Below are 15,668 nucleotides of genomic sequence, written 5' to 3' on the forward strand. Positions count from 1 at the left end.
AATGGAACAAACAAAAAGCTTTGTCACGATGAATCATTTTCGGAAGAAGCCGCATGTTTTTGTGATCGTCGTTCTTGGTTTAGCGGTGATTTATTTCTTCTTCCCGGTCTGGTGGTTGGTAGTAGCAGCGACCAAGTCTAATTCCGGGCTCTTTTTCGGATCTGGCGGATCTATGTGGTTCGATAAGAAGTTCGCTTTTTTTGAGAATATCTCTCAATTGTCTTCCTATGGTGATGGGATTTACTGGCGTTGGATAGGCAACTCTTTCCTTTACGCGATGATAGGGGGCCTTCTCAGCACAATCATCTGTGTCATGGCTGGTTATGGTTTTGCAAAGTTTCGTTTCAGAGGCCGTAATACTTACTTCAGCATAGTCCTGGGAGCTTTGATGATTCCTTCCACGGCTCTGGTCATCCCTACTTTTATCCTTATGTCTAACGTAGGCATAGTCAACACTGTGTGGGCCGTCATCCTGCCTTCTCTTCTCAATCCATTCGGCGTCTATCTTATGAGAATTTATTGCACTGAGTCTCTCCCAGACGAAATGATTGAAGCCGCTCGCGTAGATGGGGCGGGGGAGTTGAGGACTTTCTTCCAGGTTTCTCTTCCGATTATGACGCCCGCTGTGACTACGGTCGGGCTTTTGTCAACGGTCGGTTGCTGGAATAATTTCTTCTTGCCCCAGGTGGTGCTGACGAATCAAAGTCTATTCCCCATAACCGTGGGGTTGACTCAATGGCAGGTAAAGTCTCAGGCTGGCGCCGCTTCTGAACAAATCTGGAACTTAGTTACCTCTGGCTCATTCCTGTCTGTTATCCCTATGGTTCTGGCCTTTCTATTCTTACAACGATATTGGGTCGGTGGTCTTACTGCAGGATCTGTGAAGTCTTGATAAGGGGACATCGAAACAAATTGTAATTTTGGGCCCAAAGACCTTTTGGGCCCAAAATTTTTATTACCAATAAAGGACTCTGTCCTTTTTTATTATCAATGAAGGGCTCTACGGCAGTGCAGTGGATAATAACTAGCAAAATTAATATTCATGTGGATTCAGCTGTTTCGACCTTTGATCGGGCAATGGTGCCGGTGAATCGGAGCGAACCAGATGCATCATGTCCAACATGTTCTGGGCATCAAGAAAGCCACACGCCTTTCTGATGATCAAGCTTGATTTTGTTGTTGGTTACATCAAGCAATGTCTCACTCTTCATCCGAATTTTAATAGAAATGATGTTCGGCCATTATGATCGGTTTGACACCGGGAGCCGCTTGCACAGCGTATTGGTTAGAGTTTCTACGGTTCTCCTTTGTGTGTTGCGTGATAGCTCTGTACGCTATAGGGTATGGCTTTTCGATATGTAACTGCTGACTTGAGCGGCATGAATACCCACTATCACCAGAAATCCAGATGCATCGCTTGATGTCTAGAGGGGAGGGTTTCTTCTGTGAGGTCTCCCCTTGTTTTCCGTATGAACCATGAGAAGAGGTGCGATTCCGATGTCTTTCACGATAGTTTCCCCTTATGCTAAAAAGCATCGAGCCCGTTGGGTTTTGGTCTGGTTGGGTGTTCTCGTTCTTGTCATTGGAGGGTGTGTTGTGGGCAAACAGGTTCAGCTGCGGCATGAAATGATTCAAATCGCTCATTCCGAGCAAGCGAGGAAGGAGATCGAGGCGGGGTTGAAGCTTGAGGATCCGCATGCCTTCACTTCTCAAGGCGTGATTCATTCGTATGAAGTTGACGATTCGTCATTGGAACATAATCCTATGGGTGGAATCAACGGTTATCTGATAATCAATGGGGACCGTAAGTCGGATCACGGGGCGAACTTGAATCTTGACAGGTTTTACGTTGATGGCAAGCTCGGCAGCTTACGAGTCATGGTGGATGACGACCCCTGGCTGGATACTCAGATTTTTAAAAAGTATGATCTGAATACGCCCAAGAGCACTCTCCAGTGGGTGTGTACGATGATTGGGGATTACGGTCCCGGATGGATTGAAGAAGTGGAGTCAGGAAGACTGGGGCGCATGGAGTCCGATGGGGAGGGCGGTCAAAGAAGCGTGGATGATACTTTGACCGGCCGGGAGATGCGGCGGCGTTTTGGTTCTGATTGGGCCACGCGGAAGATGAGCCCCCAAAAGGAAGCCGAAGTTGACGATGCTTTGAGAAAGCTTCGTCAACAAGCGGATGAGAGGTATAGGAGAGCTTGCAAAAGATTTGGAATTCAACCGGAGAATGAGGATGAATAAAATCACTGAATATCAACGTCAACAGATAGCTAACCTTGAATATAATAAGGAAGCTTACAAGATGGGAGCAAAGATTCGTATCTATCGAACGCCCGCCGATGGGCAAGCGGGGAAGCCGATGACGAATAAGAACTCCATCGTTGCCGGATCTGTAGCCGATAACGGGCATCGTTGGAGCGGAATGGATTATTCGGTTATTGTCGGTTATTGTAGATAACCCAAGAAATCCACACGTAGTAAGAGTTTTGTTCAGAGGTACGACGCCTGTGGATATACGTGATGTGGTGACGGATATAAGTCAGGCGGTGCCTGAAGTTCGTCGGCGGATGCGGGATGCCGCGGCCAAGTTGCACGAAATCATGGCCAATCCTGCTTATAAAGGATGCAAGATCGAGGTTTACGGGCATTCTTTGGGCTCTATGCAGGCGCAGACGGCTTTGGCTGATTTGGATGACCGGGAGGCTTCACGCATCAGCGGCGCTTGGATGTACGAAGGGCCGAACATGTATTCAAAACTCAACGCGCGCCAGCAAAAAAGGGCACAGTCGTATGGATCCCGGGTGCATAACTATATCGACGCCAGGGATCCCATCATCCAGGCAGGGCGTGCTGGCGGCATGGCGTATGATGATGACGGCAAAGTCGTCGGGCGGGTTCAGCGTATTCAATCCAAGAACATAGGGAATCCTGTGAAACAGCATGTCTGGGGCGGATATGAGTGGACTAAAGATGGTGGACTTGCGCTTGACAGCAAAACCATCAGTCGTATTCGTGATTTGCGACTGCGTAAATTGAGCCGTTACGCGAAAAGTCTCCAAGGCGGGAACCCCCTTTCCTCTTCCCAACGGCTTTTCCTTGATGCGGAACAAGCTTTGGTCCTGGTGGGGGGCGGCAGATGCGAGCGCGGACTCGTTTCAAGCGGGTGTTGAAACCGATTTTTCCAGTGGACTCCGTCGAAAGCTGGTGGCGGAGCTGGACGCCGTTTTCGCCGTTCAACCCCCGGAGATAGTCCAGCAGGCTCAAATGGCCGGGTAGAGCAAGGAGAGCGCTTTATTTGTGTTCGATGAGCATGTGGAAGCGTGTCTGAAGGCTGCACGGCGGGAAGCGGGGAAGACCAGAACGATCGGGCAGGAGACCAGGCGAGGGATTGACCGGCTACTTGAAAAAGACGGGCAGCTTGCTGGTATGATGAAAAGATTCCAGGCGTGGAAGTACTGAAGGGATAGGGGAGATCAATGGGCATAGAAGAGCTGCTGCGCATTCGTCCGGATGAGTATCTCGATGTGGGCATCTGCCCCATCTGTGAATCGAAGCAGGAACATGTGAAGCATATGGAAAAAGAGCTGCGCGAATTTGAAGACCCGATCAACGAGGAGTTAGGGCGTTTGCGCAGCCAGGTGAATTACGCGATCACCTATGTCGCTCAAGCGGCGGATGCGTATGGGGATGAGACCGGTTCCCTGAAGGAACGTTATTATCGTCTTGAAGCGTTCTCCGAGAAGCTGTCCCGGATATATAAGAGGTGCTACTTCTGGTGTGAGGAGCTTCATCATTGTCTGAAGGACTACGAACGCAAACAGCGGGATATGGGAGATGGAACCGAATGGGCGTAAACGGGAAAATACTGGATGTCGATGACGCGATGCAGGAGTTCAAACAGGAGGTCGGCTTTGAATGCGCCCGGGCGATGTCGGGGACTTTGGCGGACGTGGCGAAAACGATCGTCAGGAATTATGTCGAGGCATGGGACAAGCTTTATGACAGCCGTTGCGGCACCGCGGCCCTGGCTTTGAAAGATGTAGCCGGGAAAGTAAGCGGAACCATGAAAGGAAAATTCAGCGAAGCCATTGAAACCGCTTATGCCAAAGAGGCGAAAACGTTCAACGATAAGGAGGCGATGAAATGTTAGCCTACCGCCGGACCCGGCAGATCCCCGTGGAGCCCCGCACCACCAGCTCAGGCTCGTAAATGGCGATGTTGCGTTTGGTCGCCGTCCGGGGGTCGGCCTGCAAGGTGTTGAAACCATTGACCAGGGCCCGGCTCATCAGGTCGACCGGTTGGCGGACGGTGGTCAGGGAGGGGGAGATGTAGTTCATGGCCAGGCTGTCGTCATAGCCGGTGATGGAAATGTCTTCCGGAACGCTCAGGTTCAGGGCGGTGGCGGCTTTGATGGCCCCGAGGGCCAATTGGTCGGACGCGCACATGATGGCCGTGGCCCCGGCCTTGATGAGGGCGGTGGTGGCCATTTGGCCTGACCCGATCCCATAGGTGGTCCAGACGGTCAGGCGGGGGTCATGGTCTATCTTCTTTTCATGGAAGAAGCGTTCGGCCGCCTCGTATTTGCGGATGGAAGGGTAGTGGTCCTTGTCTCCGAAAAGCAGGCCGATCTTGCTGTGCCCGAGGTTGATGAGGTGGGTCAGGGCCATGTTGACGGCGGTCATGTCGTCCGTCTCCACGTAAAAGCCATCGACCTCATGCGCCGAAGCGTTCAGGAAGACCATGGGGATGCGCTGCTTGGCCAAGGTGTAGTAGTGGCTGAGGTCGGCCCCTTTGGTGTCGTATTGGCCGGATAGGAAGATGGCCCCGGAGATGTGGTAGTTGAGGATCTCCTCCATATAAGAGGACTCGTTTCCTCCGTAGAGGGTGTAGGCGCACAACAAAGGGAGGGTATGCTGTTGGGAGAGGAGGACGGAAAGGTTGGTCGCAAAGTTTGCGAAGATGGGGTTGGACATGTCGGGCGTGATGAGGGCGACCTGTTTCATCTCCGTGGCCCTGCTGGCCGAAGGGTTCATGCCCAGCTCTTCCATGGTCTTGAAAATCATGGCTTTCGTCTTGCTGGACACGCCTGGCTTGTTGTTCAGGGTCCGTGAAATCGTCGCCTGGCTCAGGCCGGTTTTTTCCGCGATGTCCGCCAGCGTCGTTGTCATAGCGATGCCTCCTTTTGCACCTCATTATGACTTTCGAAGAAGACAAGAATGAAAGAATTGCAACACGACACGCAAAGTTTGCGTTTAACTTGCGTCAATATTACAATTAATCCTGCTTGAAGCGATTACAACTGGTGTGATCGCATAGTTGGTAAGAATTAATAACGGAGGAGATCGAATGACTCTGAAACGTAATGGATTGAAGATCGCCGCTGGGGCAATAGCCGTTATGACTTTGCTCGCGGGTTGCGGCGGCTCCAATGGCGCCAAGAAGGCTTCCGATGGCAAGCCGATCGTCACCGTGCAGGTGGTCAAGGACGCCCGCACGAAGAAAATGGCCGATCTTCCTTGGACCAAGGACCTCGAGACCCGGTGCGAGTGCCACATTCAGTGGCAGGATGTAGCGGCTTCCTCCTGGGATCAGCAGAAGAAGGCGGCCCTGGCTGCCGGTGAAGTGGCCGACATCACCATCGGCGGTTTCGGTTCCGGCGATATGGGCGAGTATGGCAGCCTCTTCCTGGATTTGAAGCCTGAAATCAAGCATATGAAAAATTTGCAAAAGCTTTTCAAAGCTGAACCTTATGCTCAGGCCATTTCCACCACTGCCGACGGCAAGATCCTCGGCTCCCCGACCGTGGGCCGCACCATTACCGCCCGCACTTCCAACCACATGTTCATCAACAAGCAGTGGCTGGACAAGCTGGGCCTGAAGGTCCCCACCACCTGGGACGAGCTGGAGAAGGTCCTGATCGCCTTCAAGAACCAGGACCCCAATGGCAATGGCAAGCACGATGAGATCCCTCTGGACTTCAACTCCCCGGGGACCGGCGGCTTCGGCCTCTTCCAGCCCAACGTGCTCTTGTCCTCCTTCGGCATCACCGTCCCCAATGGCCCTCTGGGCATGTACGTGAAGGACGGCAAGGTGCAGAACTACCTGACCGACCCCCACTACAAGGAGCTGATCCAGTTCCTGCACAAGCTCTGGGCCGATGGCGTCATTTCTTCCGAGGCCTTCACCCATGACTGGTCCAAGTACACCTCCACCTCCAAGGGTGAAGGCAACGTGGCCAAGGTGGGCATGACCTGGATGTGGACCCCGTCCGACATCTTCGGATCCACCCTGGGACCCCAGTACGTGACCATGCCCGCTCTCAAGGCCCACGCTTCCGACACCAACAAGCTGGTCTGGTCCTACAACGGCGATGACCTGGCTTACCAGGTGGACCGCGCCGTGGTCTCCAAGAAGGTGGCCAACAAGGACGCCGCCCTCAAGATCGTGGACGCCTTCTACGCCCCTGACATGTCCGTCCAGATGCGTTACGGCGCCTTCGGCACCTGCGTCAAGAAGAACGGCCCCAACGACTACACCGTCCTCAAGCCTCAGGACAAGACCAAGAACGCTTCCGACTGGCAGTTCACCAACGCCCTGGCTGATGGCGCTCCCGCCTGGATCGGCGACAACATGAAGCTGAACCTGCCTCCTGAGCACACCGAGTACCGCGCCACCGACGCCGTCTATGACGGGAACTTCAAGAACGTGGACTTCAACAAGGACGTCCTTTACGCCAACATGCCCATGACCACCGAACAGACCCGGAAGATGAACGAGAACAACACCGGCATCACCCAGTCCGCCATGAGCAAGTTCGCCCAGTGGGTCACCAAGGGCGGTGTGGACAAGGAATGGGACTCTTACGTGGCTGGCCTCAAGAAGAACAATCTTGATGAGAACATCAAGATCGAGCAGCAGGTCTATGACCACTTCAAGTCCAACATGGACAAGATCGGCGTGAACCTCAACTCTACCAAGGAATAAGCGAGCGCCATACCTGAGGAAGGTCCCGCCGTCTGGCGCGGCCGGCCTTAGGCGGGGATGCCGGCCCCCGATGCGAAGACGGCTTTTCCCGGCCGCTGGCCCAGCCCCGGCCGGGAATTCATGTTCAAAAACATAAAAGACGTCGCGAGCGTGTCGATCAGGGATTCCAGGACTCACGGATCCGGAACCCCGACGGCTCAATGAGCCGATGGTCCCACGGTCCACGACGAAAAATCAAGACTGAGTACTTACTACTTACTACTCTCATAAGGCTGGAGATCATGACGGACAGTCAAAGACGGAAATTGCCGGACAGCATACGAACCAACGGCGCCACCCCCAATCCCTGGTGGGCCAACGCCGTTGTCTACCAGGTCTACCCCCGTTCCTTCAAGGACAGCAATGGGGATGGTCTGGGAGACCTGAAAGGTATCGAGGAGAAGCTCGACTACCTGGCCCGGCTGGGTGTGGACGTGATCTGGCTTTCCCCCGTTTACAAGTCTCCCCAGGACGACAACGGCTATGACATCGCCGACTACTATCAGATCGACCCCCTTTTCGGGACCTTGGACGATATGGATTCCCTCCTGGCCCAGGCCCACAGGAGGGGGATCAGGGTGGTCATGGACCTGGTGGTCAACCATACGTCCGACGAAAACGAATGGTTCCGCAAGTCCGTCCGCCGCGAACCCGGCTACGAAGACTGGTATTGGTGGGAGCCGGCCAAGGAAGGCCATGAGCCTGGCACCCCCGGGGCCGAACCCAACCTGTGGGGCGGCTCTTTCGGGGGGTCCGCCTGGCAGTATTGCCCACAACGGGGCGAGTACTATCTGCACACCTTCTCCCGCAAACAACCTGACCTCAAGTGGGAGAACCCCCAGGCGCGCCAAGCCGTCTATCGGATGATGAACTGGTGGCTGGATCGGGGGATCGACGGCTTCCGCATGGATGTGATCACCCTTATCTCCAAGAGGATCGACTCCCAAGGCCGTCTGCCCGGAGTGCGGGGCAGCGAGATCGAAGACCTGCCGGCCGGGCCGGAAGGCTATTCCTCCCCCTGGCCCTTCAGCATGGACGGCCCACGTTTGGATGAATATCTCAAGGAGATGCGGTCCGCCGTCTTCGAAGGCCGTCAAGGGTACCTGACCGTGGGGGAGGCCCAAGGCATCTCGCCCGAACGCAACGCCGTCATCACCAGCCCGGACAGCAAAGAGCTGGACATGCTTTTCCTCTTCGACCATCTGGAGATCGACCAGGAAGGGACCAAGTGGAACAGCCATCCCCTCGAGCTGGGCAGACTCAAAGCGGCCATGAAGCGCCAGCAGGAAGCCGTGGCTCAGGCCGGGTGGACCAGCCTCTTCTTCAACAATCACGACCAGCCCCGGGCCCTGTCCCGCTGGGGGCAGACCTCAAGCGGATCCCTGCGGGTCCGGTCGGCCAAGGCCCTGGGCCTCCTCCTCCATATGCACCGGGGGACCCCTTACATTTACGAGGGCGAGGAGATCGGCATGACCAATGCCGGCTTCACCCGTCTGGACCAGTACCGGGACCTGGAATCCATCAACGCCTATCGGCAGAGGGTCCAGGAGGCCGGGCTGCAGACCCCCGAATCCATGCTGGCTTCCCTGGCCAAGGTCAGCCGGGACAATTCCCGCACCCCCATGCAATGGGACTCCAGCGAATACGCCGGTTTCTGCCCGGAAAGTTCCGGGAAGGAACCGTGGCTGGCGGTCAACCCCAACAAGGACCAGATCAACGTGGCCTCCCAGATCGACGACCCCGATTCGGTCTTCTCCTTCTACCGGAAGCTGATCGACCTGCGCCACACCAACCCCGTGGTCTCCTCCGGCTCCTTCTCCATGTTGGACGAAGAAGACGGGAAGATCTACTCCTTCCGCCGTGACTTGGGCGACCGGGAGATCCTGGTCCTGGTCAACATGTCCAACGATTCCACGGCCATCCCCGCCCAGAGCTCCCAGGAGCTCGAACAGCACCAGCAGGCGGCCGCATCCAGGCAGGTCCTCCTTTCCAACCTGTCGGATGAGGCGGCCGCCTCCTGCCTCGACTCCCTCGAACTGGAACCCTGGGCGGCCATGGCCGTCACTTGGGGCGGGGGAGACGGGATAGCCGCGGCCTGACCAGCCGCCCGCTCACAAGGAAAGGGCCGGAGCCGTCACCGGCTTTCGGCCATCGACAAGGCAACCTTCATCGGAACAAGCCGGGAAACCGAAACCGAAAACCTGAGATCGGGAACGGGAACCCGGCAAGCCAGACAACAGAAGAATCCACATTAGGGGGAATCAAGAATGACTCAGTCAGAACAGACTCCGGTCCAACCGGCTCAGTCCGCCCAGAAAACAGAGGCGGGCCAAGCCGTCAGCCATATCAGCCGCCGAGAGCGCAAAAAGAAAGAGGTTCAGGCCGGCGAACCTCATGGCTCCGGCAAGATCACCCGCCACTTCCACCTTTACTGGCAGTTGTGGGTCATGCTCTTGCCGGCCATGGGCTTCACCATCCTCTTCTCGTACGTGCCCATGTACGGCATCCAGCTGGCCTTCCGCGACTATGACCTGGAGAAGGGCCTGACCGGCGGCCGCTGGGTGGGCTTTTACTACTTCCGTCGTTTCTTCAACGACCCCATGTTCGGCCAGATCATCGGGAACACGGTCCGCATCAGTCTGTGGACCCTGGTCATGGGCTTCATCGCCCCCATCATCCTGGCCCTGCTCATCAACCAGATCGGCAATTCCAAGGTGAAGAGCTTCGTGCAGACCATCACCTACATGCCCCACTTCATCTCCACCGTGGTCATGGTCTCCATGATCAACATCTTCCTGGCCCCCGGCAACGGGCTGCTGGGCCGCTTCTTCGGACGGACCAGCATCCTGGGCGACCCCAACGCCTTCACCCCCATCTACTGGATTTCGGAGATCTGGCAGCACACGGGTTGGAACTGCATCATCTACTTGGCCGCCCTCTCCTCCGTGGACATGGCCCTTTACGAGGCCGCCCGGATCGACGGGGCCGGCCGCCTCCAGCTCATCCGTTACGTGGACATCCCCACCATCCTGCCGACGGCCGGCATTCTGCTCATCATGAACATGGGTTCCGTCCTGGGCGTGGGCTTCGAGAAGATCTGGCTGATGCAGAACACCCTGAACGTGTCCGCCTCCGAGGTCATCGCCACCTATACCTACCGGATAGGCATCCTGGACAACCAGTTCTCCTATTCGACGGCTATCGGCCTGTTCAATTCGGTGGTGAACTTCATCTTCCTGATCACCGCCAACATGATCGCAAAGAAGGCCAGCGATGTCAGCATCTTCTAACCTCAACGACAATCCTGTGGATTCCCCGGACCAAGGGCGGCCCGCTCGGGCGCTCCCGGCCCCTATGACACATCAGACCAATCAGGCTCATCAGGAGACGACAAGCATGGAAACAGCGAAGAAGGCCGAACCGGCCAGGAAGATCTCCGGTTCCGCCGAAGACATCCCTTGGAACAAGCACGTCCGTCAGCATAAGACGGTCTCGGACTGGATCGTGGACTCGATCATCGTCATCATCATGGTGGCCATCGTCCTGGCCGTGCTTTACCCGCTCTGGTTCATCGTCATCGCTTCGGTGTCCGACCCCAAGTACGTGGCCACCGGCCAGGTGACCCTGTGGCCCCGGGGCTTCGGATTCAGCGGTTTCGCCCAGATCCTCAAAGACAGCCGCATCTGGATCGGCTACCGAAACACCATCATCTACTCCGTCCTGGGAACGGCGGTCAACCTGATCGTGACCATTCCGGCCGCCTTCGCCCTCTCCCGTCGCGAGTTCAAACCCCGCAGGGTGATCCTCTTCCTTTTCACCTTCACCATGTTCTTCTCCGGCGGCCTCATCCCCAGCTACCTGCTCATGAAGCAGCTGGGCCTGCTCAACTCCATCTGGGTCTTCATCCTGCCCGGGGCCTTCGGGGTCTACAACATGATCATCGCCCGCTCCTTCTTCGAGACCTCCATCCCCGAAGAGCTGCATGATGCCTCCCAGGTGGACGGCCTGTCCTACTTCGGTTACTTCTTCAAGATCGTCCTGCCCCTGTCGTCGGCCATCATCGCGGTCATCGGTCTCTATTGCTTCGTCGGTCACTGGAACGACTACTTCACCGGTTTGATCTACATCCGCAACCAGGACCAGGAGCCTTTGCAGAACGTCCTGCAGATGATCCTCCTGGCCAACCAGACCGACCACGGAACCGTGGGCATGTCCGCCGCCCAGTCCCAGAACCTGGGCGACCAGATCAAATTCGGCATCATCATCGTCTCCACCCTCCCCCTGCTGGTCATCTATCCTTTCTTGCAGAAGTACTTCAACAAAGGCGTCATGATTGGGGCCGTGAAGGGTTAGAATCAGGCAGTCGGGCAAAATCGGGCAGTCGGGGCCGACTGACTCCGGCTGGCCCCGACTGGCCGGGAAAGGGGCAAGGAAATGAAAAAGTTCGCCTTGGGGTATGAACGGTTCTGCCGGGTGGTCCTCATGATCTTCATGGTCCACCTGGCGACCATCGTCCATACGGTCATGGGCCTTGTCCTAGTGGGCTTTTTCCCCTCCGTCTCGGCCAGCTACGCCACCTACCGTACCTGGCTGCTGGACCTGGACCAATCCTGGACGGTCAAAAGGACCTGGACCGTCTTTCATAAGGCCTGGAAGGAGGACCTGAAAAGCGCCAACCTCTTCGGCTGGCCCCAGCTGATCATCGGCCTTTTCCTGGCTTGGGATTATTACCTGGCCAACTTCAACAGCACCGGGACCCTGGGGATCGCCGCCTCCGGCCTGCTTCTGGCGGTCAATGTGGTCTACCTGCTTTTCCTGGTCCTGTCCTGGGCCGTAAGGTCCAACTATGACGAGAAACCGGGGTGGATCATCAAGATGACCTTCAACATGGTCCTGGCCCGGCCGGTCTGCACCCTCGTCCTCGTCTTGGTCATCATCGCCACCCTGGTCGTCTGGTGGAGGTGGTCGGGCTTCCTGGCCGCCTTCGGCATCGCCCTGCCTCTCTTCGCGGTGGTCATGGTGGTCTCTTACCTGGGCAGGCTCAAGGGGATGGACGCCAAGGAACTGAAAGAAAGCCGCGACGAAAGGATGGCTCAATGAAGACGGATCGGAAGGACCAGGCTGGCGTCATCAGCGGGAAGGACCCGGTTAGCGGGGGAGCTTGGCGCTTCTCCTTCCTGACCGAGGCCCTGGTCCGCTGCGAATGGTCGGACTCCGGCGTCTTCGAAGACCGGCCGACCCAGGTGGTGGTGAACCGGGGCTTCGGCTCCCCGGTCCCCATTCGGCTGACTCACCAGCGGGGCAGCGACGGGTAGGATTGGCTGGTCCTTGACACTTCCCGCCTGCACCTGGTCTACGATGGCCGGCCTTTCAGCCCCCAGGGCCTGAGTCTGGTCGTCGGCGGGACCGGGTCCCTGTCCAATACCTGGCATTTCGGAGACGACAAGGACCCGGCCGCTTCCGGTGGAAACCTGGGCGGGACAGCCCGGACCCTCGACGGGGCGGATGGGCCGGTCCCTCTTGGGCAAGGCCTGCTTTCCCGCGACGGCTGGGCGGTCTTGGATGATTCCTCCAGCGGCATCCCCACCCCCGACGGGCTCATGGTCAAGCCGAGGGAAGAGGAGGAGACCGACTTTTACTTCTTCGGCTATGGCCACGATTACACGGAGGCTCTCAGAGACTTCTACCGCCTGACCGGCCCGGTCCCCCTCCTTCCCCGTTTCGCCCTCGGCAATTGGTGGTCCCGCTTCTACCCCTACCAGCAGAAGGAATATCTGGCCCTGATGGACCGGTTCAAGGCCGAGGGGATCCCCTTCACCGTCTCCGTGATCGACATGGACTGGCACCGGGTGTGGGACGTCGACCCCCGGTTCGGCTCCGGCTGGACCGGCTATTCCTGGAACAAGAAGCTTTTCCCCGATCATCAGAGTTTCCTGAGCGACTTGCATGACCGGGGACTCAAGGTGACTTTGAACGTCCACCCCCGTGACGGGATCCGGGCTTTCGAGGACGACTATCCGGTCATGGCCCGGGCCATGGGGGTCGACCCGGCCACCGAGGCCCCGCTGGACTTCGATCTGACGAATCCGGTCTTCGTCACAAACTATTTCGCCCTTCATCATCGGATGGAGGCGGAAGGGGTCGATTTCTGGTGGTTGGATTGGCAGCAGGGGTCCGTCGCCCGGCAGAAGGGGCTGGATCCCTTATGGCTGCTCAACCACCTGCATTACCGGGATTCGGGCCGGGATGGCAGATGGCCTTTGACCTTCTCCCGTTACGCCGGTCCCGGCTCCCACCGGTATCCGATCGGCTTCTCCGGGGATACGGTCATCAGCTGGGATTCCCTGAAATTCCAGCCCTATTTCACGGCCACCGCTTCCAATATCGGCTACGGTTGGTGGAGCCATGACATAGGCGGCCATATGCTGGGGGTCCGAGATGATGAGCTGGAGGCCCGCTGGTACCAGTTCGGCGCTTTCAGCCCCATCAACCGCCTGCATTCCAGCGCCTCCCCTTTTGCGGGCAAGGAGCCGTGGAATTTCCCGGCTGGGATCCGCCAATCCATGGTCGAGTCCCTCCGCCTGCGTCATCGGCTTCTCCCTTACCTTTACAGCATGAATTACCGGTCCCATGAGGAAGGCCGGCCATTGGTCGAGCCGGTCTATTGGGACTACCCGGACAATGGGGAGGCCTACGAGAATCAGGATGAGTATCTTTTCGGGGACCAGCTGATCGTGTCTCCCATCGTGACCCATACGGATCCCCATTCCTTGATGGCTTCGGCTGACGTCTGGCTGCCCCGGGGGCTTTGGTTCGATTTCTTCACAGGCCGCCCCTACCGCGCCGCCTGCGACCCCTCCGGCTCGCCTGTGCCTGGGGGAGCCCCCGGCCGGTCCTTCACGGCCCATCGGCCGCTCGAGGGCATGCCTGTTTTCGCCCCGGCCGGGGGATTGATTCCCCTGCAGGACCTGCACGAGGGCGAGGACTGCAATGACCTGGCGAATCCGACGGCCCTGACCCTCCTCGCCTTCCCCGGAGCGGACGGGTCCTTCACTCTGAGGGAGGATGCCGGCCGGCTGGGCGAGCAGGGGGAGCCCCTGGGCCAGACCAAGACGGTGATCCGGGAGGAATGGGAAGGCCATCGCGGGGACGGCTCGCCTGTGATCGTCATCGGGCCAGCCCAAGCCTGCGACGGCTTTGACGAAGGGGGCGCCCCGCTTCCTTCGCGGCGGTCCTGGACCATCCGCATGCCCGGTCTGGCCCGGCCTGATTGGTTGCAGGAAGGGGTCACGGTCAGGGTGACGGAAGACGCGGGAAACGCGGAAAAAGAAAAAGAGATGACCGTTCCTGCCTCCTATCGGGCGGACAAGCTTCAACTGACCCTGGCCTTGCCCGAGCTTGCCGTCGGGGCGCGGATCGAAGTCATTCTGCCCGGCGCCGTCCATCTGGCCGACAATCCCCTTCGCCCTGACTTCCGGGAGATTCTGGCCCGGGCCCAGATGCCCTACACGGCGAAAGACAAGGCCTGGGAAGCCATCAACCGGGAGGGGGCGGGGGTCATCACGACCTTGCGCACCATCGACGGTTTGCCGGACAGTCTTGTGGCCGCCTTGGAGGAAGTCATCCTGAGGACGACCTGCTGACGATGGTCACCGCCGGCGCTCGCGGCTGGGCGGCTTCGGCGGGGCGGGGCATAATGGCTGTATGACATTTCCTGGGACTGATCCTGAAAGAAGCGGCAAGAAACGCCGGTATTCCGATGATTCGCGCTTGAGGGTGACGGACGCCCCGGCCCCTTCGGCCGCTGATTACGGCTATGGGCAGGCTGGCCCCCGGCCTTCCTCCCAGCCCTTCTCCCAGCCGGACCCTCGGCTTGGCCAGGCGCGTTCCCGCAGGTCGTGGGGGATGCTGGCCCTGCTGATCGCCTTGGCCGTCTTGGTCGGCATCGTCATCGCCCTGGTCATTCCCCGCCTGTCCCCACGCGTGGCCGAATCCACCGGGGCCAATACCCCCACCGGCCAGGCGGCCAACACCTTGCAAAGCCTGACCGTGGTCCCCAAGGAGAAATACGCCTCCGGCTATCAGCGGGACCTGTTCGGCTTCCGTCAGACCGATGACGACGGCAATGGCTGCGACGAACGGGAGGACGTCCTGGCCCGGGACCTGACCGAGGTCCGCTTCCGGTCCCGATACAGCTGCAAGGTCCAGTCCGGGGTCCTCAAAGACCCCTATACCGGTCTGATCATCCACTTCCGCCGCGGGGTACAGACCAGCGCCGAAGTGCAGATCGACCATGTGGTGGCATTGCACAACGCCTGGAATTCAGGGGCCAGCGCCTGGTCCACGGCCAAACGGTACAAGTTCGCCAATGACCCTTACAACCTCCTGGCCGTGCAAGGGGAGGCCAACCAGGAGAAGGGGGACGCTGCGGCCGACTCCTGGCTCCCCAGCAACAAGGCCTACCGCTGCTCCTATGTAGCCAGGCAGATCGGGGTCAAATCCAAATACGGGCTGACGGTCACCCAGGCCGAGAAGGACTCCATGATGTCGGTCCTTTCGTCCTGCCCGGCCCAGAAGCTTCCCTGACCGCGGAGGGCGAGGTTGAGCCGCTCAGGTAGCGTCTACGATAAGGTGGA

The 15,668-nt window shown here is 58.1% G+C and carries 14 protein-coding genes and 1 pseudogene; 14 read left to right on the forward strand and 1 reads right to left on the reverse strand.

The genetic code is table 11. The features are described from left to right. Position 1 precedes the first annotated feature (1 nt). From PSDT_RS01620 to PSDT_RS01640, 7 genes are all read left to right on the forward strand, one after another. A complete protein-coding gene (locus PSDT_RS01620) occupies positions 2-892 on the forward strand; it encodes a carbohydrate ABC transporter permease (protein ID WP_006289672.1) in 891 nt (296 codons plus the stop codon). Between the two features lie 605 nt (positions 893-1,497). Beyond that, a complete protein-coding gene (locus PSDT_RS01625) occupies positions 1,498-2,250 on the forward strand; it encodes a DUF1310 family protein (protein WP_006290661.1) in 753 nt (250 codons plus the stop codon). After that, complete coding sequence (locus PSDT_RS08220; protein WP_006290660.1) at positions 2,243-2,467, forward strand: hypothetical protein; 225 nt, start codon at positions 2,243-2,245, stop codon at positions 2,465-2,467. The genes PSDT_RS01625 and PSDT_RS08220 overlap by 8 nt, the downstream gene beginning before the upstream one ends. A gap of 64 nt (positions 2,468-2,531) precedes the next feature. Beyond that, on the forward strand, positions 2,532-3,179 hold the full coding sequence (locus tag PSDT_RS01630; RefSeq protein WP_223293599.1) for a hypothetical protein: 648 nt from the start codon (positions 2,532-2,534) through the stop codon (positions 3,177-3,179). 127 nt (positions 3,180-3,306) lie between these two features. Then, positions 3,307-3,468: a hypothetical protein gene (locus tag PSDT_RS08320; protein WP_006290658.1), complete on the forward strand. Its 162-nt coding sequence runs from the start codon at positions 3,307-3,309 to the stop codon at positions 3,466-3,468. Positions 3,469-3,485: 17 nt separating this feature from the next. Beyond that, the gene (locus tag PSDT_RS01635) at positions 3,486-3,863 is read left to right on the forward strand and encodes a hypothetical protein (RefSeq protein WP_006289675.1); all 378 of its coding nucleotides are present in this window, start codon (positions 3,486-3,488) and stop codon (positions 3,861-3,863) included. After that, positions 3,854-4,159 (forward strand): hypothetical protein, encoded by a 306-nt coding sequence (locus PSDT_RS01640; protein WP_006289677.1) that lies wholly within the window; start codon positions 3,854-3,856, stop codon positions 4,157-4,159. The genes PSDT_RS01635 and PSDT_RS01640 overlap by 10 nt, the downstream gene beginning before the upstream one ends. A 1-nt stretch (position 4,160) precedes the next feature. Here the strand turns inward: PSDT_RS01640 and PSDT_RS01645 are convergent, their stop codons facing one another. After that, positions 4,161-5,177 (reverse strand): LacI family DNA-binding transcriptional regulator, encoded by a 1,017-nt coding sequence (locus PSDT_RS01645; RefSeq protein WP_006289678.1) that lies wholly within the window; start codon positions 5,175-5,177, stop codon positions 4,161-4,163. A gap of 178 nt (positions 5,178-5,355) precedes the next feature. On the opposite strand from PSDT_RS01645, the gene PSDT_RS01650 reads away from it, so the two are divergent. The 7 genes and pseudogenes from PSDT_RS01650 to PSDT_RS01685 all read left to right on the forward strand — a co-directional run bounded on the left by PSDT_RS01650 (position 5,356) and on the right by PSDT_RS01685 (position 15,618). Continuing rightward, positions 5,356-6,993: a type 2 periplasmic-binding domain-containing protein gene (locus tag PSDT_RS01650; RefSeq protein WP_006289680.1), complete on the forward strand. Its 1,638-nt coding sequence runs from the start codon at positions 5,356-5,358 to the stop codon at positions 6,991-6,993. Positions 6,994-7,274: 281 nt separating this feature from the next. Beyond that, on the forward strand, positions 7,275-9,131 hold the full coding sequence (locus PSDT_RS01655; RefSeq protein ID WP_036737456.1) for an alpha-glucosidase: 1,857 nt from the start codon (positions 7,275-7,277) through the stop codon (positions 9,129-9,131). A gap of 168 nt (positions 9,132-9,299) precedes the next feature. Further along, positions 9,300-10,322, forward strand: a complete 1,023-nt coding sequence (locus tag PSDT_RS01660; RefSeq protein ID WP_006289682.1) for an ABC transporter permease — start codon at positions 9,300-9,302, stop codon at positions 10,320-10,322. 106 nt (positions 10,323-10,428) lie between these two features. Then, positions 10,429-11,385: a carbohydrate ABC transporter permease gene (locus tag PSDT_RS01665; protein ID WP_006289683.1), complete on the forward strand. Its 957-nt coding sequence runs from the start codon at positions 10,429-10,431 to the stop codon at positions 11,383-11,385. 81 nt (positions 11,386-11,466) lie between these two features. Further along, complete coding sequence (locus PSDT_RS01670; protein WP_006289684.1) at positions 11,467-12,132, forward strand: YesL family protein; 666 nt, start codon at positions 11,467-11,469, stop codon at positions 12,130-12,132. After that, positions 12,129-14,675 (forward strand): annotated as a pseudogene (locus PSDT_RS01680) (glycoside hydrolase family 31 protein). Before PSDT_RS01670 ends, PSDT_RS01680 begins: the two are co-directional and overlap by 4 nt. A gap of 61 nt (positions 14,676-14,736) precedes the next feature. Beyond that, the gene (locus PSDT_RS01685) at positions 14,737-15,618 is read left to right on the forward strand and encodes an HNH endonuclease family protein (protein WP_006290652.1); all 882 of its coding nucleotides are present in this window, start codon (positions 14,737-14,739) and stop codon (positions 15,616-15,618) included. Positions 15,619-15,668: the final 50 nt, after the last annotated feature.

Source organism: Parascardovia denticolens DSM 10105 = JCM 12538 (assembly GCF_001042675.1).
Lineage (GTDB): Bacteria > Actinomycetota > Actinomycetes > Actinomycetales > Bifidobacteriaceae > Scardovia > Scardovia denticolens.